This is a genomic window from Amycolatopsis sp. lyj-23, assembly GCF_046549135.1.
In the GTDB taxonomy this organism is placed as follows: Bacteria; Actinomycetota; Actinomycetes; order Mycobacteriales; family Pseudonocardiaceae; genus Amycolatopsis.
Genome location: NZ_JAJPWN010000029.1, coordinates 22,412 through 42,764 on the forward strand (window position 1 = coordinate 22,412; position 20,353 = coordinate 42,764).

Below are 20,353 nucleotides of genomic sequence, written 5' to 3' on the forward strand. Positions count from 1 at the left end.
CCGCCTGTGCGGCAGGCCACGGGAGGCATCCGGCCGGCCTTCGCGCCACCGGATCAACGTTCGAGGCTGTCCTGGTATCCGAGCCCGTCGAGAGCCAGACGGGCCTCCTGCCGCACCGCTTCGACCGGATCGTTCGAAGTCATGTCTTCCAGCAGCTGCCGCAATTCCGGCCAGCCGACGTAAGTGGTGACGAGCACGAGTGCCCGCCGCACGGCGGTTACGTCGTCCGAAGCCGCAGCCCGCAGTTTCGCGACCGAACCGGAACGGTCTTCGGGATCGGCCGTCAGAGCCAGGAGGTGGACGGCTTCGACCCGCTCATCGGCAGTCGTCGCCGAATCCCACGCACGCAGGGCGTCTTCCGGCCGGTAGGCGGCCAAGAGCTCGCGCGCCTCCGACTCCACAGCCGGCACGTCCGCGCCCTTGACGACCAGGTAACGGGCCTCGACGAGGTGGTCTTCGACGTAGTGGATCCACGTCCGCTCGTCGCGATCGACCCAGACGTCCTCGTACGGCCGGTCCTCGCCACGCGGCCAGTTCTGCAGGAACAACCAGTCCAGGTCGAGGGCCGCGTCTTCCACTTGTTCACGGGTGACTTCGGGGCGCAGCACGATCCGGCTTTTCGGCGACCGAGCCGGCTCACTCATCCCGACCTCCGGAAGAACTCCCGCAGCATCCGCCGGATGCAATCGCCGATCGCCTGGGCGCTCAGCCCGACCAGCCCTTGATCACGAGCCAACCGCATGTTGACCCACATGGTCACCAACGCGGTCTCCCGTCGTTCGAGCTCCTGGGCATCGCGGCGTCTGTTGTCGAGCGTCTCCTGGCTGACCTGGCGCGCCGGCTGGTTGCGACGCCGCAACGCTATCAGCTCGTCCTGGGGGTTGAGTTCACGCGCCGCCCGTTCGGCGCCCTCCATGGACATGGGGAACATCCCCCGGCCGCCCCGGCGACGACCGGGTCCGCTCTCGTGCGCGGCAAAGGCTTCCTGCCAGGTCATGGCGCCGCTCTTGACGAGTTCGACCGTCATCGGCGCCATGGCGTAGTTCCGCCGGTTCCGATGCGATTCCCGGGCGAACATCAGCCAGCTCGCGTGCCCCAGCAGCCCGGCCTGCTCGGCGGTCAGCTCCCGCGGCGCCACCCCCGTCCGGAGGAACTCGTGCAGGTGAGCGGCCAGCTGACGGTCGTCGATGCCCGTCTTGGCGAACTCCGCGGCGATGTCCGGGTAACTGCCCTTGCCCAGACCTCGCACGTAGGCGTTCGCCGGGCCGCCGTAGGGAGAGCGGCTCTCCCGGGTGAGCAGGTCGTTGGCTCCTTCACCGTGCACGCCGGTGCGTTGCTCCCGCGACCACGGCCGGCGGCGCCCTTGCGTCCGCAGGAACTGCGTCGCGGCACCCCAGCCCTCGCCGCCGGACACGTCCAGCAGGTCCGGGTTCTCCCCGGCCTGCGCCCGCATGGGCTTCAACCGGCGCCTGATCTCCGGGTCCCGGAGCACATCGGCCACGGCCTGGTTGACCACGGTGCGCAATTGGGCCGGAGACAGCGCGGTCGCCCTGGCCACCTTCCGGCGCGGGTTGATGGTGGCCCACACCTCCGCGCTGTCACCGCTGCGCTGGAAATCGAGCGAGGTGAGGCGGTACCGCAGCCGCCAGTACAGCAGCCGGGCCCGGAGCGCGAGCTGTCCGACGCCCTTCGCGAGCAGGCCGTTCAGCTTCGGTTCGATCGCTTGCGCCGCACGGGCGAGACGGTCCTCGAGGCGTTGCCGCCGGTCCGCCGGAGTCTCCCGGTTGCGACGGCCCCCACGACGCTCCCGCCACGCCCGGAACCGATCCCCGATCCGCCGCCCCACCCGCCGCAAGGCCGCCCCGATCCGGGTCACCACCCGCTTCAGCGCCGCGCCGATGCGGCGGGCGATGTCGCGGATCTTGTTCGCCACCTGGGAAGCGCCGCGGGCCAGGCGGGCCAGCAGCCAGTTGGACACGAAGTCGATCACCGTCACCGCTGCGGCCGCCACCGCCGCCGCGAACGCCTGGCCGCCGTTGCCGGACTTGACCGCCCTCAAGAACGCCACGAACCGGTCGATCGCCTGGAGGATGCGGCTCACCGTGCCCCACGCCGCCTGCAGGCCCTGGATGATCGCCAGTACCGCGCCCGCGGCCGGGATGATCATCGACGCCAGCTTCTCCACCAGGATGCCGATCAGAGCCGCCGGGATGGCCTGCTTGATGCCCTGCCAGGCCATTTGCCCGATCTTCGCCAGGGAGATGCCGCCGCGGGTCAGCAGGTTCCAGACCGCGCGCCCCAGGCCGAGGACCTGCTCGACCTTGTCGTTGAACCACTGCTGGACCGCGGTTTTGAGGGCCTGCCACAGGTGGTTGCGGATGCCGTCCAGCACCGACGCCGCCAGGTTGCGCAGCCAGGCGCCGGGGTTCGAGGCGACGTCGCGGGCGATCGCCATGAACGCGCCCAACGTCTGCAGGGCCGCCCGGGCCGCGTCGATCGCGCCGCGGACCGTGGCGGCGACGCCGTCGACCGCGGCCTTGAGACCGCGCTCCAAACCGGACAGCAGCGCCGCCAGGCCCCGGCCGAGCAAGCCCAGTGCCGCCCGCACGCCGGACTTCAGGCCTTCGGCCAGCCGGTTCACGGCCGCCTCGGCCTGGCGGACCCGCGCCTGGATGGCGGCGCGGAAGCGGTCACGCAGGGCGGGGAAGCCGGCCAGGACGCGGTCGCCAATCGCGGTCAGCGCGGTGCCGGCCAGCCGGATCGCAGCCACCGCCGCCTGCCGGGCGCGTTCGATGACGGCCGTGGCGAGCTGCTGCGCCTTCTCGATCGCGCTCCGCACGGCTTGACGCGCTTTCTCGAACGCCGCCGTGATCCCCTGCTTGACCCGGTCGAACAACGACTGCGCCCGGGACGCGAGCCAGCCGAAGAACCCGCCACCGCCGCTTTCGCGCTGGCCCTCGGCCCGGTGCTGCGCGGCTTCCCGCTCGCCTTCCTGCCGGGCCGCGGCGGCCTCCTGCTCGCCCTGCCGGTGGTGCTCGGCGGCCTCGGTTTCGGCTCGCTGCCGCTCACCGTCCACGGTCTGCCCCGCGGTGCCCACCACGGTCTGTGCCTCCGCGTGCGCGGTGGTGACCAGGGCGCGTTGCTCGGTCCGCCACTGCGTGCGCTGCTCGGCCACCTCGCCGCGCACCCGGGTGCGCTCGGCGCTTTCGGCCTCGGCGTGCTCGCGCTCCATCCCGGCGATCTGCTCGGCCGACTGCCGGCGCTGGGCCTGCTCCTGCTCGACGTGCTCCGCCCGGGCGCCCGCCATCGCGGTCGCCGCCGACCCGGCCGCGGCGCGCAGCCGCGGGCCGTCCTGTTCTTCGGCGACCGCGGAGACGGCGGAATCCGCCGCGCCGGAGCCGGTTTCCGCGGCGGCCGGGCCGGACGGACCGGCCGCGCCCGTCCCGCCGGCGCCCGCGGGGATCTCGGCCCGCATCGTCTCCACGGCCGTGGTGGGGTGCACGGCGTCCTCGCCGAGCGGCTCCCCCGCGTCCCGGGCTCCCTCGCCCTGCGCCACCGCGGTGCCCTGGGTCAGCTGCGCCTGCTGCGCGGTGACCTGGCCGGGATCGGCGTCGCCGGTCAGCGCCACCCGCGGGGCCGCACCGGGGGTGAGCTGGGTGCCCGGGTCGCGGACCGGGAGCCGGGTGATCGACGCGGCGAGCTCGTGCGCGGCGGTTCGGGTCAGGCCGCCCTGGGGCGCCGCGGGCAACGGCGGTGCCGTGACCCGGCTGGCGGGGGCCGGACCGGCCGGCGGAACGGGCCGGGGCGGCGGCGTGGGACGTGCGGCGCGCGACGGCACCCGGCCGACGCGGGCCTCGTGCGCGGCGCCGCTCGCGGGCACCAGCGACGACGCCGGTTCCGCCAGGGTCGTCGTGGCGGCCAGCGGCGTGTGCCGGGGTGGCCCGGCGGCCAGCCGGCCGTGCTCGCGAGCGACGGCCGCCCCGGCCGACACCTCGACACCGCCGATGGTCGCGGCCATCTGCGCCGGCGGCAGCGCACCGAGGTGCGCCATGGCCTGTTCCGGTGGTGCGCCGGCGAGGTCGGGCGGCGCCGGAGCCGGAGGCTCCTCGATCGGCCCACCGCCGCCTCCGCCGCCGGCCTCCGGTTCCGGCTCGGGCCCGGTGTCCGCGCCGGCCGCGTCGACTTCCGCTTGGGCACCCGAGGCGACTTCCGCCTGCGCCGCCCCGAGATCGGAGACGCTTCCACCCTCGTCCGGCTCGGTCCGGGCTACCGGGCCCGCCTCCTGAGCCGATTCCGCCTGCGCCGCCCCGGGATCAGGGACGCTCCCACCGCCGCCCGCCTCGGTCTGGGCTACCGGGCCCGCCTCCTGAGCCGATTCCGCCTCGGCGCCCGAAGCGACTTCCGCCTCCGCCGCCGCGAGATCGGGAACGCTCCCACCGCCGCCCGGCTCGGTCTGGGCTACCGGGCCCGCCTCCTGAGCCGATTCCGCCTCGACGCCCGAAGCGACTCCCGGCTGCGCTGCCCCGAGTTCAGGGGCGCTCCCGCCATCGCCCGGCTCTGCCTGCACCACCGAAACCGCCGCCCGAGCCGATTCCGCCTGCCCCGCACCGGAGCCGGAGACGCCGCCGCCCGGCTCGGTCTGCACCGGGCCCGCCTCCTGAGCCGGCGGAGCATCCACGTGCTGGTCCAAAGTGGCCAGTTCGTCGTCCCCGAGGCCGGGCGCGGGCGTCTGGGGTGCGGTCTCGGCGACGCCCCCACCCTCGTCGAGTGCCGGAGCCGGTTCCGCGGCCGGCCGTGCGGGGGTGGGCACCGAAGGTGCGGCGACCGGAGCCGCGGGCCGGGCCCCGGCGGCCACGGTGCTCTTCGCGTCCGGGGGTTTCGGCCGTGGCGCGGGTCGCCGGGCGAGCTGCCCGGCGGCGCGGCGGACCAGGCCGGCCACGGCCGCGTTCCCCGCCCCGCGCTGCAGGCCCAGCAGCGCCGCGACGCCCGGCGCCGGCTCGGCCTGCGACGAGCGCGGGGACGAACGCGCGGACGAGCGCGGGACGGACGGCGACCGGTCGGCCGGTCGCCCGGTTTCCCGCGCCGGGTCGGTGTGCCGCGCGCGGGCGGCAGCCGGCGGCCGGGCGGCGGCCACCGGTTCGGGTTCGGTCGAGCGCGCCTGGCTCATCAGTCGGCTCGGCCGGCTATTCCGGCGCGGATTCTTCTTCTGGCGCTTCTTCCTCCCGCTGCACGTACGTCTGCGCGGTCTCCTCCTCGGGCGCCGGAGCGGCTCCCTCGCGCTGGACGTGGGCCTCGCCGTCCGCACACCGCTGCACGGCGGGAGCGGCAACGGGCGCCGACATCACCCGGTCCGCGTTCGCGACCGCCTCGCGTTCGAACCGGTCCGACGGGTCCGACACCTTCACCCCGCCGCCCGCGTCGGTCCCGTCCACCGGCCCGCTCCGCTGCTGGACCACGTGCGTCAGCTCGTGCGCCAGCATGTGCCTGCCCGGCTCCGACGCCGGGTCGTACTTGTCCCGCTGGAACACGATGTCCGACCCCACCGTGTACGCCTGCGCGTTCACCGACTTCGCCGAGTCGTGCGCGGCGCCGTCCGTGTGCACCCGGACGTCGGAGAAGTCCGCTCCCAGCCGGCTCTCCATGTCCGCGCGGGTCGAGGCGTCCAGCGGGGTGCCGCCGCCGGAACCGACGACGTCGTGGACCGGGGAACGCTCTTCCTCCAGCAGCGAAGCCGTTCCCGCGTTGCCCACCGCCCGCTGCAGCCCGAGCACGCCCGCCGGGCCCAGGACGTCCGTGCGGCCGGCCGCCGCCGCCCGGCCGAGGAGGTCGTGGTCGTCCCGCTCGATGCGGTCGCCCTTCGGCCGCAGGGTCGGTTCGACGTCGTTTTCGTGGCTGTGCCCGCGCATGTCCGCTCCCTCCACCGCCCGTCAAGCTTGCCCCGCGGCCGCGTCGCGCACCAGGCTGCGGGGCCCGTCCGGACGGGCGGCGAACGCTGCCCCTTCGGGCAGTTCAGCCGTCCGTCACCATGGCCAGGTACGGCCCGAACTCCCGGTCGAGGCAGAGCCGCCCCAGCTTGCGGTACTCGCGCGCGACCGCGCCGACCAGATCGCTCATCGCCACCGGGCGGCCCGCCTCCGCGGCCAGGTAGGCACCGGTGACCGCGGCCGAGCGGATGTGCCCGCCCGCCAGTTCGAAGGCCTCGGCGAGGAACCCCAGGTCCAGGTCCGCCCCGCGCGGCAGCCGGGTGCCCAGGCACCGGTCCCACAGCCGGCGGCGCAGCGCCACGTCCGGAAGCGGGAAGTCGACGATGACGTCGAGCCGGCGGGTGAACGCCTCGTCGAGGTTCGCCCGCAGGTTGGTCGCCAGCACGGCGATCCCGTCGAACGTCTCCATCCGCTGCAGCAGGTACGCGCTTTCGATGTTGGCGTACCGGTCGTGCGCGTCGCGGACTTCGGAGCGCTTGCCGAAGATCGCGTCCGCCTCGTCGAAGAGCAGGACGCCGTTGACCCCGGACGCCTCGGTGAAGATCCGCTCGAGGTTCTTCTCCGTCTCGCCGACGTACTTGTCGACCACGGTCGCCAGGTTGACCGTGTAGAGGTCCAGCCCGAGCGAGGCGGCGATCACCTCCGCCGACATCGTCTTGCCGGTGCCCGAATCCCCGGCGAACAGGCCGGTGACGCCCCGCCCGCGCCCACCGCCCGGGCGCATCCGCCACTCGTCGAGCACCTGGTCGCGGTAGCGCGCCCGCGCCGCCAGTTCGTCCAAAAGGGACAGCACGCCGGCCGGCAGCACCAGGTCGGGCCAGCCGACGGCCGGTTCGATCCGCCGCGCGAGCCGCTGCAGGCCGGCGGCGTTCTGGCTGCGGGCGCCCGCGCGGACGTGGGACGTGCGGACCAGTCCGTCGTCGGCCAGTGCGGTCACGGTCGCCGCCTTCGCGGCGCGCTCGATCTGCCCCGGCCCGAGGACGAAGTGCGCGGTGGCCTCCCCGGGGTCGACGTCCGGGGCGAGCCTGCCGTCGAGGCGGCTGCGCCAGAGTTCCGCGCGGTCCGCGCCGGAGAGCGGCAGCGCGTCGAGCTGCAGGGGCGGTGTCGCGCTCCAGCGCGGGTCCCAGGTCACGGTCCCGTGCACCACCAGCGGGATCGCCGGGTGCGCCAGGTCCGCCGGCTGCGGGTCCGCCACCGGGCCCAGTACGATGCCGGCACCGCGCAGCAACGCCTCCCGCCGCAGTGACGCGGTGAGCGCGGGCTCGGCCTGCCAGCGCGCCGCGTCCACCACCAGCGCCGGGAAGCCGGCCGCGGCGAGCGCGCCGACGCCGAGCTCTTCGGCGCCGCCGCCGGGCTGTTCCTTCAGGTAGACCAGCCCGACGCGGCCGCGGATGGCCCGGGCGAGCCGGTCCCGGCCCGGCACTTCGACGAGCTCGGTGCCCAGGTGGGCGCAGCCGGCGAGCTCGGGGGCGAGCCGGTCGTCGCCGAGCAGGTGGTTCACCACCCGGTCGGGCACGCGCAGCGTCCGCGAGAGGAACGGCCGCTCGTCTTCGCCCACGGTGAGCAGGCCGCAGGCGACCAGCGGGGAGTCCGCGTCGAGCCGGGCGCGGCCGGCGGCCGACGCCTCGGGGATCCCGCACAGGCGCAGCGCCAGCCCGGCGCTCGCGCGGCGGCGGGTCACGTCGTCGTTGAGGTAGCCGTAGAACTGCTCGAACCGGCTGTCGAGGTCGGGTGCGAGCGCGACCAGCAGCAGTTCGACGTCGACCCCGGTGAGGCCGGCGCGTTCGGCGAGCGGCGCCAGCCTGCCGCCCGGCACGGAGTCGGCGAACGGGCCGAACGGCTCGCGGTGGCCTTCCAGCAGCGCGTCGATCGTCTCGTCGGACAGGTAGAGGCCGCGGAACGGGTCGTCCGGGTTCGGGTCGGCCGCGCGGCGGCTGCCGACGGCGTCGCGGATGCGCTGTTCGAGCCGGGCCAGCCGCTCGAACAGGTGCTCCAGGCTCACCGCGGCTTCCGGTGGGTGCGTGCCATCGCGACCCGGCGCTGTCCCTCGACCGCGCCGGTCCCGGCGACGTGGTGCCCGACGAGCTCGCCGTCGCCGGTGTCGATCTTGAGGCCTTCCTTGGCGGGCGGGCCGGCCGGGTAGATGCGTCCACTGTGGATCGGCGCGGACACGACGACGTCCAGCGACGGCTTGAGTTCCCCGCCCAGCGCGGTCCAGACGTCGGCGAACGCCCGGTCCTCCGGCGGCGGCAGCGCGACGGTCATCGGCACCGGCAGCCCGGTTTCGGCCAGCGACCCGGTGAGCACCTCCGCCGGCACGGCCTCGTAGCGCAGCAGGCCCAGCAGCAGGTCCGAGAGCACGCGGTGCTCGTCCTCCGGGCGCTGGGTCCACGCGGTGACCAGGTAGGACAGCTTGACGTGCTTGGGCGGCAGGTGCCGGGCCGCGACCTCGCCGCGCTGGTCGTACTCGTTGAGCAGCCCGCGCGACCGGCGCCGCATGTCCTCGCGCACGTCGTAGAGGTAGATGTTCACCGTCGGTGCGTTGCGCCGCGCGGCCCAGTCCTTGGTGGGCGCGTCGAAGGCGACGTCGACCTCGCTGCCGCGCAGCGCCTCGTCCTTCACCAGCCGGCGCAGCGCCTCGTCGACCTCGTGGATCACCGGCGGACCTCCTCGCACTGGCGGTGCCTCCACGATGATCGCGGGCGCCCGCCCCGGCCACCCGCGCAGCGGCAAACCTTCGGGTACGCCGGGCTGCCCGTAAGGGCAGCGACAGCCGCGATCTTGTAACCGGCTCCGGTGTCCGGACGACTACCGGGGCGAGCGAACGAAGGTGACGGCATGCGACGGATCCCCGGCCCGACCGCACTGGCCATCGGCCTGCTGGTGGCCGGCTGCGGCGGCCCTGCCCCCGGCCCGCCGGTCTCCGCCCCGGCCGGAACCGCGGCCGGGATCGCGACCACCGCCTCCGCCGTCGACCCGGCCGTCACCTCGGCCACGCAGGCCACGCCGACCTCGGCGGCCGGACCGTCGGCTCCGGCCTCCCGGGCCACCGGGGCCCCCACCAGCGCGAAGACGTCCCGCAAGCCGCCGAAGGTCACGCCCACGACCGCGAAACCGCCCGCCAAGGGATCGCCCGTGCGGACCGCGCCCATCGACATCGTCGGCAGCTCCTACGCCCAGACCGGGCCGTTGACCAGGGCGCAGCTGGCGGACGAATGCGGCGGCACCCTCTGCGTCACCATCCGGGAAACCGTCGAAGGACCGCCGGACCCGAACCAGGACTGCACGGTCGAGCGGATCGTCCAGTCGGTGCCGATCTACCGCGGCGACACGATCACCGTGGTGCTCACCGATCCCTGCGGTGGCTTCACCGAACCGTCGCCGACCGGCTAGCGGCGGCCATGGCGAAACGGCTCCGGTCGCTCCGGCCCCCGCGGGCGGAAGCGGCGCCCGAAAGCCCGTCGAAGGCGGTGCGCCTGCTCGGTTCGGTGATCGCGCCCACCACCGTGCTCACCGGCCTGCTGTTCTTCTTCGGCAGGCAGCACGCCAACTGGCTCTTGGACTACTTCGGCGTCCCGCTCTCGACCATGGGCTTGACCGCCCAGGACTACCTGGTCCGCAGCGCGGACGGCCTGTTCGCGCCGATCGCCGTCGTGCTCGCCGCGGTGCTGGTGCTGCTGTGGGTGTACCGCTTCCTCCGCGCCCGCCTCGCCGAGACGGCCTGGCAGCGGCTGCTGCGCGCGGCCACCCCGGTCGCGGTCGTGGGCGGGCTCGCCGGCGTCGTGGTGGCGGGCGTCGGCGTGGTGCACCCCGAAGCCTTCGCCACCTCGTACGCCGTGCCCGGCGCCGGGCTCTCCCTCGGCGTCCTGTTCCTGGTGGCCGCCTCGCGGATGCCCGCGTCACGGACCCCGCGGCCCCGGCCGGCCGCGTTCGCCACCGTCGAGTTGCCGGCGGCGTTCGTGCTGGTCAGCGTCGGTCTCTTCTGGGCGGTGGCCGACTACTCCGCCTCGGTCGGCGTCGGCCGGGCCATCGAGATCGAGGGCACGTTGGCCGTCCCGCCGGAGACGGTGCTCTACAGCGCCAAGAGCTTGAACCTCACGGCACCCGGCGTCCGTGAGACGACCTGCCGCAACCCCGACAGCGCCTACCACTACCGGTACACCGGGCTGAAGCTGATCCTGCAGTCCGGCGGCCAGTACTTCCTGCTGCCCGTGCAGTGGCACAAGGCCGACGGGACCGCCGTCGTGCTGCCGCGCACCGATGCCCTGCGGCTGGAGTTCACCCCCGCCACGGACCCGGACGCCCCGTGCTGAGCGAGCCGGGTCCGCGGAGTGCGGACCCGGCTCGCTCAGCTTCGGCTTCGATCGGGAGGTCAGCCCCGGTCGTAGGCGTAGTCGTCGCCGGCGTGGTGCTCGGCCCAGACGTTGTCGTCGTCCGTGGTGTCGGCCACCGCGGTGACCGAGTGCGCCGCCGCACCGCTCACCCCGGCCGCGGTGTACCAGGCGTGGTAAGCCGCGTGGTCCGGCACGGCCAGCGCGTGCGCACCCTCCGACGATGCGCCGTACGGGCCGGCCGACAGCTTCTCCGCGTCGTACACGGCGTGGTGCTCACCCGCGTGGCTGATCACGTGGCCCGTGGTCGCGCCGTCCGCACCGGCCGAGTGGGTCTCGGCGTAGTAGCCCACGTTGTCGGCGTTGTCGTGGTCGGTGCTGTACACCGGGTGCACGACGTAGCCGGCCGGCTCCTGGTTCACCGGGTCCGGGTGGCTGACGACGTAGTGGTGCGACACGGCCGGGCTGTCGTCGTAGTCGCCCGAGTGGTAGCCGTTGCCGTCGTAGTCGTCGCAGTCACCGTTGTCCTGGTCGTGCCAGGTGCCGTGCACCGTGTGGTGCCAGGCGGGGTTCCAGCCGTCGTCGCCGGACTCGCCGTTGTGCGTGACGTAGGCGCCGCCGATGCCGGCCACGGCCGACTCGGACTCCGACCAGTGGTGGTTTCCCCACCAGGTCCCGCCTTCGTCGGTGTCGGTGGTGCCCGCACCGCCGATGCCGGCCCAGGTGGCGGAGCTTTCGGCGTTCCAGGTGCCCTGCGGCCCGCCGAACGGATGTGCGGTCGCCGGGCCGGCGATGACGAGGGAAAGCGGCAGCGCGAAAGCGCCGGCGACAGCCAGTCGTCGCAATGTGGACATGGTTTCTCGGGGTTCCCTTCCTGAGTGCGGCGGCCGGGTTTCAATCGGGGCCCGTACGCCGGGGCAGAAGTTCTGTCCGATAGGTCACGTTACCGGTCACGCGCCCTCGGCATGGGGCGTTGACCTGGGCAAATACCCGATCGGTGTGCGGGAACCGCCATGTGGAGGACAGATCCGAAATGGGGTCGGACTAGCCTAGTTCGCCGCCGTGGGTGCGGCCGGAATGGATGGGGTGAAATCACTCGCTCAGGTAGTTCTCCGTTTAGCCGGATAACACGCGGGGCGGCCGCCGGGGCTCCGGCGGGCACTCCGCCGGCCGACCGCCGCCGCGCTCGGCCGCTCGGCCGACCCGGCCGCGGCAGCCGGCCCACCGCCACCGCCCCGGCGGGAGCGCCGGGACCCGGCCCCGGCGGGGAATTCCGGCCGGGGGCGACCGCCGGACCACGGTAACAGAACCGTCCACCGATTGTTCCCACGGTATTCACAGTCGTGGAGTAATCACTGCATTTTGCGTTACCTGGTACACCCGGAAAGCGTCGTAATCGACTCGATCGGACCAAGCCGTCGCGCGATCAATTGCGTAGGTTCACCGCATGTCGCCGATCAGATCCATTCTGGCTGTCGTTCTGCTGGCCGCGTTCGCCGTGCCGCTCGCCCCGGCGGTGTCCGCGGCCGCGGTGACGCCCGGCCCCGTGTGCGATCACCAGCCACTGGCCAACACGACCGCGCCCGCGGGCGCGGTCACCGTCGACGCCGCGGTGCCCGGCGACCTCTACCACAAGTCGCAGGAGTCGCCGCCCGGCACGACGTTCTGGCTGCCCGCGGGCACGCACACGCTGGCCGCCGACCCGTTCGGGCAGGTCATCCCCAAGGACGGCGACGTCTACCTCGGCGCACCCGGCGCGGTGCTCGACGGGCAGGGCATCAACCGGGCGGCGTTCACCCAGCAGGCCAAGGACGTCGTCATCCGCGGGCTCACCATCCAGAACTTCGTCGCCCCGCAGGACCAGGGCGTGGTGAACCACGATTCCGGCGAGCATTGGATCATCGAAAACACGACCGTGCAGAACAACAAAGGCGCGGGAATCATGGCAGGCGCACGCCAGGAGGTGCGGCACAGCTGCCTGCGCAACAACGGGCAATACGGCATGAACGCCTACCGATCGGACAGCACGATCACCGCGCTGGTCATCGAGGGCAACGAAATCGCGGGCAACAACACCGACGACTGGGAAACGCGCAGCCCCGGCTGCGGGTGCAGCGGCGGGGTCAAGTTCTGGGTGGTCGACAAGGCCGACGTCCGCGGGAACTGGATCCACCACAACCACGGCGCCGGGCTCTGGGCCGACACCGACAACAACGACTTCCTCATCGAGAACAACCTCATCGAGGACAACGACGCGGAGGCGCTGTTCTACGAAATCAGCTACAACCTCGTGTTCCGCGACAACGTCCTGCGGCGCAACAGCCTGGTCGCGGGCAAGCGCCGGGCCGACCGCGGCGACAACTTCCCGGTGGCGAGCGTCTACCTGTCCGAGTCCGGCGGCGAGCCGCGGGTGCCGGCCCGCACGCACCTGATCGACGTCTACGACAACACCTTCGAGGACAACTGGTCCGGCATCACGGCCTGGGAGAACGCCGACCGGTTCTGCAACAGCCCGGCCAACACCTCGATCAACACCTGCACGAAGCTCGTCGCCGACCGGACGCAGTGCTCGGCGCCGAGCATCGCCGACCCGCCGCTGTTCGACGACTGCCGCTGGAAGACCCAGCTGGTCGAGGTGCACGACAACACGTTCCGCTTCGACCCGGTCCGCGCCGGCTGCACGAACGGCTCCTGCGGCAAGATGGCGCTGCTGTCGAACTACGGGACGTACCCGAGCTGGTCGCCGTACAAGGGCACGACCGTGCAGGACGCCATCACCCACGACCAGGGCAACTACTGGTTCAGCAACGCCTACTACGGGCCGTGGCAGTTCGTCGCGGGCGACACGTCCCGGATCCTGACGGCCGATCAGTGGCAGTCGACCCCGTGGGACCAGGACAACTGCGCGTCCTTCGACGACGTGATGCCGCGCTGCTGAGGCCGTGCGCGGCTCAGCGCGCGGCGAGCAGCCCCAGCACCGCGGCCGACTTGGCCTCGTCGAGGAACCGCAGGCCCATGAAGTTGTCGCCGGGGTTGAAACCGGGCAGGGCCCAGATCGCGGCGTAGGGCAGCTCGACGCGCCGGTAGCGGCGGAGGCTGTAGACGTTGCTGAAGAGGCACTTGCCGGGGTCCGGGTTCCACAGGCGGCGCGCGAAGGCCGGATTGCGGAACCCGTGCCCCACCTCGGCGGTGGCCTGGACGAGCTTGCGGCCGGTGAAGAGCACGACGTCGCCGGTGGTGACGGTGTCCATCCGGCGGTCGTACTTGTCCTTGGCGCCCCAGAACCGCGCCCGGCCGCCCGGGTGCAGGGCGTTCAGCCGGGCGAGGTCGGCGGGGTCGAGCAGCTCGGCGAGTTCGCGGAAGGCCACGCTCCGCTCCAGGGATTCCGCGCCGTACCGGCGGGCGTCCGCGGTGCCGTACGCGGGTTGGACGAAGACCTGGACCACGGCGAAACCGTAGCTCAGCCGCCGTGGGTGCGATCGCTCCGGTAGTCGGTGTAGGTGTAGGGGTTGTCGAGGACCTTGGTCTCCGGGACGTCCGGGTTCATGCCCTGCCGCCAGGCCTCCTCCCCCAGCTGCCCGCGCAAGTAGCCGACGGTCTCCTCCACGCGCCGCCGGAGGGCGGGCAGGTCGGCGCCGACCAGGCGGCCGTCGCGCTTGACCACCCGGCCGCCGACCAGGACGGTGTGGACGTCGGCGCGCTGGGCCTGGAACGCCACGTGGCCGTAGGGGTTCAGCAGCGGGAAGGACACCGGCGAGTCGTCGTTCTTCAGCAGCACGACGTCGGCCTTCTTGCCGATCTCGAGGCTGCCGAGGTCCGGGCGGCCCAGCGCGGCGGCCCCGCCGCGGGTGGCCCACTCGACGACCTGCGCCGCGCGCAGCGCCGCGTGCGTCACCGTCTCGCCTTCGGCGTGGGCCTCCAGGTGCTCCCGCGACCGGTCCGCGCCCAGGGTGGCGCGCATGGCCGAGAACAGGTCGCCGCTCCACCACACCGACGTGTCCATCGACAGCGACACCGGGATGCCGTACTTGCGCAGCGCCCAGGTCGGCGGGTAGCCCTGGCCGGCGCTCTGCTCGCTTTCGGTCGAGACGGACACCGAGCCGCCGGTGGCGGCGATGCGGTGGTAGGAGTCCGCCGACAGGGACGCGCCGTGGACGTAGATCGTGTCCGGGGTCATGAACCCGTGGTCGTGCATCAGGCGGATGCCGTCGTCGCCGGTCGCGCCCCACACCCCGGCGTGCGTCGTCACCGGCACGCCGAGCTCGCGGGCCACCTCGAACGCCGGCTTCTCGGGGAACGCCGGGTCGCCGGTGACGTCGAAGGCGAGCTGGAACCCCTCGAGGCCACCGTCGCCGCCCGTGCGCCGCGAGACGAAGTCGCGGAACTCCCGCGTGCCCGTCCAGTTCGCCGGGGCGTCCTGGATGTTGCCGTAGGCCAGCACGAACCGGCCGGGGACGGCTTCGAGCGCGTCGGCCGCCGCGTCGGCGTGCTGGGTCGTCCGCAGGCCGTGGGACCAGTCGACGGTGGTCGTGACCCCGGCCTCCAGGGCTTCCCACGCGCCGAGCAGGTTGCCGGCGTGGATGTCCTCGGGCCGGAACACCTTGCCCCACTCGAGGTAGTACCAGACGAAGTACTGGGTCAGCGTCCAGTCGGCGCCGTACCCCCGCATGGCGGTCTGCCAGAGGTGCCGGTGGGTGTCGATCATCCCCGGCATGACGATGCCGCCGGCGGCGTCGATCTCGGTCGTCCCCGCCGGCACGTCCAGCGCCGGCCCGATCGCGGTGATGCGGTCGCCCTCGACCAGTACGTCTTCGCCCGGCAGGACGCGGCGTGCGTCGTCGAGGGTCAGCACCGTGCCGCCGCGCAGGACGATCGATCCGGACATGGCTTCCTCCGTTGCGTACACTTGTCCGCTGGACGGACAACTGAAGGGTGACGTCACCTTCGTCCAGTGCCGCGCCGGTGTCAATCCCCGCCGCTACGCTGCCGGGGAGGACCACTTGAGAGGGAGGTCGCGCATGCCACGCGAGGGAACCGGTCCCGACTTCATCGAGGCGCTGGCACGCGGGCTCGAGGTGATCACGGCGTTCCGGCCGGACCGGCGCGCGATGACGCTGGCCGAGGTCGCGGCCGCCACCGGGCTGGCCCGTCCGACCGCGCGCCGGATCCTGCTGACGCTGGAGGAGCTCGGGTACGTCCGCACGGACGGCCGCGACTACTCGCTGACGCCGCGGGTGCTCGACCTCGGCGTCGCCTGCGTGCGCTCCACCGGCCTGTGGGACGTCGCCCGCCCGCACCTGGAACACCTGGTCGCACGCACGAACGAGTCGTGCTCGATCGCCCAGCTCGACGGCTCGGACATCGTCTACGTCGCCCGGGTGGCGGTGCCGAAGATCGTGGGGCTGAGCGTGCAGATCGGCACCCGGTTCCCGGCCCTGCCGACCTCGCTGGGCAAGGTGCAGCTGGCGGCGCTGCCGCCGGACGAGCTGGAGGCGGTGCTCGCCGAGCCGACCCGCTCGGGACTGGTCCCCCGCTGGCAGCCCGGCCGCGCCGAGCGCGACGCCGAGCTGCGCGAGGTCCGCGCCCGCGGCTGGGCCCTGACCGACGAGCAGCTCGCGCTGGGCATCCGGTCGGTGGCCGCGCCGCTGCGCGACGGGTCGGGACGGGTGGTCGCCGGCCTCAACGTCAACTGCCACGCCGCCGAGACCCCGGTCGAGCGGCTGCTGGAGCACCACCTGCCGCTGCTGCTGCAGACGGCCGGGGAGATCAGCGCCGACTTCGCCCGCCTGGACGCCGTCCCGCACGTGACCGTCCCCGCCGTCTCCTGACGCCTTGACCGCGGCCCAGCCCTGTCGCAGACTGACGGACAACAGTCCGTCTGACGGACAGAAGGCGAGGAAACGGTTTGGACTCCCCCACCGGCCCGCTGTCCGGGCTGCTGGTCGCGGACTTCTCCCGGGTGCTGGCCGGCCCGTACGCCACGATGCTGCTCGCGGACATGGGCGCCGACGTCGTCAAGGTCGAGGGCCCGCAGGGCGACGAAACGCGCACGTGGATGCCGCCGGTGCGCGGCGACGTCTCGACCTACTACCTGGGTGTCAACCGCGGGAAGCGGTCCATCGCGCTCGACCTGCGCGAGGAGGCCGACGCCGTCGTCGCCCGCGAGCTGGCGGCCCGCGCGGACGTGCTGATCGAGAACTTCAAGCCGGGCGGGCTGGCCAAGTACGGCCTGGACCACGAGGCGGTCCGCCGGGCCAACCCCGGCAGCGTCTACGCCTCGATCAGCGGGTTCGGGGCGGGCGAAGGCGCGCACGTGCCCGGCTACGACCTGATGGTGCAGGCGATCTCGGGCCTGATGAGCCTGACCGGCGATCCGGACGGGCCGCCGTACCGGGCCGGGATCTCGGTGTTCGACGTCATGGCGGGCAACCACGCGGTGATCGGCATCCTGGCCGCGCTGCGCCACCGCGACGCGACCGGCGAGGGCCAGCACGTCGAGGTCAACCTGCTGTCCTCGGCGCTGACCGGCCTGGTCAACCACAGCTCGGCCTTCGCCGCCGGTGGCGTCGTGCCGTACCGGATGGGCAACGCCCACCCCAGCGTGTTCCCCTACGAGCCGCTCCCGACGGCCGACGCCGACCTGATCGTGGCCGCGGCCAACGACGGCCAGTTCCGCCGGCTGTGCGAGGTGCTCGACCTGCCCGGCGTCCCGGACGACCCGCGGTTCGCCCGCAACGCCGACCGCACGAAGAACCGCGAAGAGCTCCGGCCGATCCTCGTCGAACGGCTCGCGAAGCGCGGTGCGGTGGAGTGGTTCGACGCGCTGACGAAGGTCGGTGTCCCGTGTGGACCGATCAACACGATCGACGGCGGGTTCGCGATGGCCGAGCGCTTCGGGCTGGACCCGGTCGTCGAGGTCGGCGAAGGTGACCGCGCGGTACCGACGACCCGCCACCCCATCCGGTTCTCCGCGACCCCGGCCGGCTATCGGCTGCCGCCGCCGGAACTCGACGAACACGGCACCGAACTGCGGGCCTGGCTGACGGCGGCCGCCGATGGCTGACCCGGTCTACGAAACCGCTCTCGGCGCGTCCACAACGGACAAGATCACCCTGCTCGGGCACGACCTCGCCGAGGACGTGATGGGCACGGTCGGGTTCGGCGAGCTCGCCTTCTGGCTGGCGGCCCAGCGACGTCCGTCGCACGGGGAAACGCGGGTCTTCGAAGCGGTGCTGGCCGCCCTGGCCGATCACGGTTTCACCCCGACGGCGATCGTCACGCGGCTGACCTACCTGTCCGCGCCGGACTCCGTCCAGGGCGCACTGGCGGCCGGTCTGCTGGGCGGCGGGTCACGGTTCCTCGGCGTGACCGAGGACTGCGGCCGCTTCCTGCACGACGTCCTGTCCGAAGTGGACGAACCTCCGGCAGACCAGGACGGGTGGGACGCGCTCGCGCTCGCCACCGTCGAGAAGTGCCGGGCGGAGAAGAAGTTCGTCCCCGGCCTCGGGCACCACGTGCACAAGGCCGGGGACCCGCGCACCCGGCGGCTGTTCGCCATCGCCGAAGAGGAAGGCCTGCGCGGCCCGCACCTGGAGCTGTTCGCCGCGATCGGCCGGGTGCACCCGCGGGTGCTGGGCAAGACGCTGCCGCTCAACGGCGCCGGCGTCTGCGGCGCCGCGCTCGCCGACCTCGGGCTGCCGCTGGAGCTGCTGCGCGGGTTCGCGCTGCTGGCCAGGACCGCGGGGCTGATCGGCCAGCTCGCCGAGGAGCTGCGCCACCCCGTCGCCAACGACATCTTCCTGTCGGTCGACCTGAACAACCGATCGGTCCCACCGGATCCGCACGCGTGAGAGGAACGCCGATGCAGCTGGTCACCGAGGACAACATCACCGAGCTCGCCGCGCAGCGCTGGGCGAGCGCGCACGACCCGCGGACGGCGGAGGTGCTGGCGGCGCTCGTGCGCCACCTGCACGCCTTCGCCCGCGAAGTGCGGCTGACCGAACCCGAGTGGATGGCCGCGATGCGGTGGCTCACCGAAACCGGGCAGATCAGCAACGAGAAGCGGGAGGAGTTCATCCTCGCCTCCGACGTGCTCGGCCTGAGCATGCTGGTGGTGGAGATGAACCACGAGTTCGACGCGAAGGCGACCCCGGCCACCGTGCTCGGCCCCTTCCACATCGACGGTTCGCCGGAGAAGGGGTTCGGCGGTGACATGTCCGACGGCCTGCCCGGCACCCCGCTCTACATCACCGGTGCGGTCCGCGGCCTGGACGGCTTTCCCGTGGTGGGGGCGGTCCTCGACGTCTGGCAGGCCGACGAGGAAGGCGCGTACGAGTCGCAGCTCCCCGAGGTCGACGAAGCACGGCTGCGGGCGAAGTACACCAGCCGGGCCGACGGGACCTACTGCGTGCGGACGATCGCGCCGAAGGGCTACTCCATCCCGATGGACGGCCCGGTGGGCGCGCTCGTCCGCGGCACCGACATCAGCCACTTCCGGCCCGCCCACGTGCACTTCCTGATCAACGCCGCCGGCTACGAGCCGCTGATCACGCACCTGTTCCAGGAGGGCGCGCAGTACCTGGACAGCGACGTCGTGTTCGGCACGAAGCAGGAGCTGGTGGTCGCCTTCGAGCCGCGCGAACCCGGGCCGACGCCGGACGGCGGCGAATCGGCGCAGCCGTGGCTCGAAGCGCGGTACGACTTCGTCCTGCAGCCGGTCTGACCGCCGGTGCGCGCGGCCGAGATCCGCACGCCCGGACGGCCCCCGGTGGTGGCCGTCCGGGCGGAACCGGCACCGGGGCCCGGTGAGGTCGCCGTCCGCGTGACGGCGGCCCCGATCACCCCGCTCGACCTGCTGTGCGCGTCCGGGACGTCCTACTTCGGCGTGCCCGCGACCCCGTACGTGCCGGGAGTCCAGGGCGTGGGCGAGGTGGCGGGGAGGCCGGTCTGGTTCGCGACGGCCGCGGGCATGCGACCCGGGGACGGGAGCATGGCCGAGTACGCCGTGGCCGCGTCCGGCGACGTCGTCGACCTGCCGGACGGGGCCGATCAGGCGCTCGTCGCGGCCCTCGGGCTCTCGGCCGTGGCGGCGTGGCGGTGCCAGACGCGCACGGGCGGGCTGGCCGCGGGTGAGACGGTGCTGGTGCTCGGCGCGGGCGGGGTGGTCGGGCAGTCGGCCGTCCAGCTGGCGCGGGTGGCCGGGGCCGGGCGGGTGGTGGCGTGCGCGCGGTCGGACGCGGCGCTGGAGCGGGCCCGCGGGCTGGGCGCGGACGCCACGGTCCGGCTGGAGGACGGCGAAGACACCGAGGCGCTGGCGCAGCGGCTCGGGGCGGCGGCCGGGCCGGTGGACCTGGTGCTGGACCCGCTGTGCGGGCTCCCGGCCGCGGCGGCGCTGCACACCCTGCGCCCGGGCGGCCGGCTGGTCAACCTCGGCAGCGCGGCCGGCGAGGTGTGCCCGGTCCCTTCGGCGCTGCTGCGCAGCCGGTCGCTGCGCATCCACGGGTACACGAACAACGAGCTGACGCCCGGCGAGCGCCGTGAAGCGCTCCTGACGGTGGTGGCCCAGGCGATGGCGGGTGCGCTGACGGCCGGGTACGAGCGCGTCCCGCTGCGCGACGCGGCCCGGGCGTGGAGCAGCCCGGGCCGCGTCGTGCTGGTGCCTTGAGCCCCGGTGGTCAGGTGCCTCCGGGGCCGGGTTCCGGCACGCCGGTGATCAGTGGCCCCCAGGGCCGGGTTTCGGCACGTCGCCGATGTAGGGACCGCTTCCCACCCCGCCGACCGGCGACGGGTCGCTCGGGGGTCCGCTCGCCGCGGACGCCACCGGGGCGAGCACGGCGAGCGCGGCCGCGGTGAGGAGAGCGGCAGCTGCAGCACGGTTCATCGTTGAGCTCCTTCGCGTTCCCCGGCATTGTGTCGGATCCGGCTTCCAAACCGCTTCCGAACCGGGAAATCCGCGGCCGCTCGGCCTGCCAGGCGTCTCTACGGGTCTCTGCAGCCGGAGCCCTCGGCACGGACCGGCGCGGTCGTTCAACCCCTCCA

The 20,353-nt window shown here is 73.5% G+C and carries 17 protein-coding genes; 8 read left to right on the forward strand and 9 right to left on the reverse strand.

The annotated features are described in order from the left end of the window. Window positions 1-53: 53 nt before the first annotated feature. From ACLJPY_RS47125 to ACLJPY_RS47145, 5 genes are all read right to left on the reverse strand, one after another. Window positions 54-644: a HEAT repeat domain-containing protein gene (locus ACLJPY_RS47125; RefSeq protein ID WP_410597530.1), complete on the reverse strand. Its 591-nt coding sequence runs from the start codon at window positions 642-644 to the stop codon at window positions 54-56. Next, window positions 641-5,167, reverse strand: coding sequence for a hypothetical protein (locus ACLJPY_RS47130; protein WP_410597531.1), 4,527 nt, complete (start codon window positions 5,165-5,167; stop codon window positions 641-643). The genes ACLJPY_RS47125 and ACLJPY_RS47130 overlap by 4 nt, the downstream gene beginning before the upstream one ends. Before the next feature lie 16 nt (window positions 5,168-5,183). Next, the gene (locus ACLJPY_RS47135; protein WP_410597532.1) at window positions 5,184-5,906 is read right to left on the reverse strand and encodes a DUF4157 domain-containing protein; all 723 of its coding nucleotides are present in this window, start codon (window positions 5,904-5,906) and stop codon (window positions 5,184-5,186) included. A 103-nt stretch (window positions 5,907-6,009) separates the two neighbouring features. Next, window positions 6,010-7,986 (reverse strand): ATP-binding protein, encoded by a 1,977-nt coding sequence (locus tag ACLJPY_RS47140; RefSeq protein WP_410597533.1) that lies wholly within the window; start codon window positions 7,984-7,986, stop codon window positions 6,010-6,012. Beyond that, entirely contained in the window at window positions 7,983-8,642 is a 660-nt protein-coding gene (locus ACLJPY_RS47145) for a DUF4255 domain-containing protein (protein ID WP_410597534.1), read from the reverse strand. The genes ACLJPY_RS47140 and ACLJPY_RS47145 overlap by 4 nt, the downstream gene beginning before the upstream one ends. 180 nt (window positions 8,643-8,822) lie before the next feature. Here ACLJPY_RS47145 and ACLJPY_RS47150 point away from each other — a divergent pair, with 180 nt between their 5' ends. Together ACLJPY_RS47150 and ACLJPY_RS47155 are read left to right on the forward strand one after the other, a co-directional pair. Beyond that, window positions 8,823-9,377 (forward strand): hypothetical protein, encoded by a 555-nt coding sequence (locus tag ACLJPY_RS47150; protein ID WP_410597535.1) that lies wholly within the window; start codon window positions 8,823-8,825, stop codon window positions 9,375-9,377. A gap of 8 nt (window positions 9,378-9,385) precedes the next feature. Beyond that, window positions 9,386-10,297 carry a hypothetical protein gene (locus ACLJPY_RS47155; protein WP_410597536.1) on the forward strand — a complete coding sequence of 304 codons (912 nt, stop codon included), beginning with the start codon at window positions 9,386-9,388 and terminating at the stop codon, window positions 10,295-10,297. A 59-nt stretch (window positions 10,298-10,356) separates the two neighbouring features. Here ACLJPY_RS47155 and ACLJPY_RS47160 read toward each other — a convergent pair whose 3' ends face one another. Further along, a complete protein-coding gene (locus ACLJPY_RS47160; protein ID WP_410597537.1) occupies window positions 10,357-11,169 on the reverse strand; it encodes a hypothetical protein in 813 nt (270 codons plus the stop codon). 593 nt (window positions 11,170-11,762) lie between these two features. On the opposite strand from ACLJPY_RS47160, the gene ACLJPY_RS47165 reads away from it, so the two are divergent. Then, a complete protein-coding gene (locus ACLJPY_RS47165; protein ID WP_410597538.1) occupies window positions 11,763-13,253 on the forward strand; it encodes a right-handed parallel beta-helix repeat-containing protein in 1,491 nt (496 codons plus the stop codon). A gap of 13 nt (window positions 13,254-13,266) precedes the next feature. Here ACLJPY_RS47165 and ACLJPY_RS47170 read toward each other — a convergent pair whose 3' ends face one another. Further along, window positions 13,267-13,761 (reverse strand): hypothetical protein, encoded by a 495-nt coding sequence (locus tag ACLJPY_RS47170; RefSeq protein WP_410597539.1) that lies wholly within the window; start codon window positions 13,759-13,761, stop codon window positions 13,267-13,269. A gap of 14 nt (window positions 13,762-13,775) precedes the next feature. Beyond that, the gene (locus ACLJPY_RS47175) at window positions 13,776-15,200 is read right to left on the reverse strand and encodes an amidohydrolase family protein (RefSeq protein WP_410597540.1); all 1,425 of its coding nucleotides are present in this window, start codon (window positions 15,198-15,200) and stop codon (window positions 13,776-13,778) included. A 133-nt stretch (window positions 15,201-15,333) separates the two neighbouring features. On the opposite strand from ACLJPY_RS47175, the gene ACLJPY_RS47180 reads away from it, so the two are divergent. The 5 genes from ACLJPY_RS47180 to ACLJPY_RS47200 all read left to right on the forward strand — a co-directional run bounded on the left by ACLJPY_RS47180 (window position 15,334) and on the right by ACLJPY_RS47200 (window position 19,979). Next, on the forward strand, window positions 15,334-16,143 hold the full coding sequence (locus tag ACLJPY_RS47180; protein WP_410597541.1) for an IclR family transcriptional regulator C-terminal domain-containing protein: 810 nt from the start codon (window positions 15,334-15,336) through the stop codon (window positions 16,141-16,143). A gap of 77 nt (window positions 16,144-16,220) precedes the next feature. Next, complete coding sequence (locus ACLJPY_RS47185) at window positions 16,221-17,378, forward strand: CaiB/BaiF CoA transferase family protein (protein ID WP_410597542.1); 1,158 nt, start codon at window positions 16,221-16,223, stop codon at window positions 17,376-17,378. Then, the gene (locus tag ACLJPY_RS47190) at window positions 17,371-18,165 is read left to right on the forward strand and encodes a citryl-CoA lyase (RefSeq protein WP_410597543.1); all 795 of its coding nucleotides are present in this window, start codon (window positions 17,371-17,373) and stop codon (window positions 18,163-18,165) included. The genes ACLJPY_RS47185 and ACLJPY_RS47190 overlap by 8 nt, the downstream gene beginning before the upstream one ends. Before the next feature lie 11 nt (window positions 18,166-18,176). Beyond that, on the forward strand, window positions 18,177-19,037 hold the full coding sequence (locus tag ACLJPY_RS47195) for a dioxygenase (protein ID WP_410597544.1): 861 nt from the start codon (window positions 18,177-18,179) through the stop codon (window positions 19,035-19,037). Window positions 19,038-19,043: 6 nt separating this feature from the next. After that, window positions 19,044-19,979 (forward strand): quinone oxidoreductase family protein, encoded by a 936-nt coding sequence (locus tag ACLJPY_RS47200; protein ID WP_410597545.1) that lies wholly within the window; start codon window positions 19,044-19,046, stop codon window positions 19,977-19,979. A gap of 48 nt (window positions 19,980-20,027) precedes the next feature. Here ACLJPY_RS47200 and ACLJPY_RS47205 read toward each other — a convergent pair whose 3' ends face one another. Then, the gene (locus ACLJPY_RS47205) at window positions 20,028-20,195 is read right to left on the reverse strand and encodes a hypothetical protein (RefSeq protein ID WP_410597546.1); all 168 of its coding nucleotides are present in this window, start codon (window positions 20,193-20,195) and stop codon (window positions 20,028-20,030) included. Window positions 20,196-20,353: the final 158 nt, after the last annotated feature.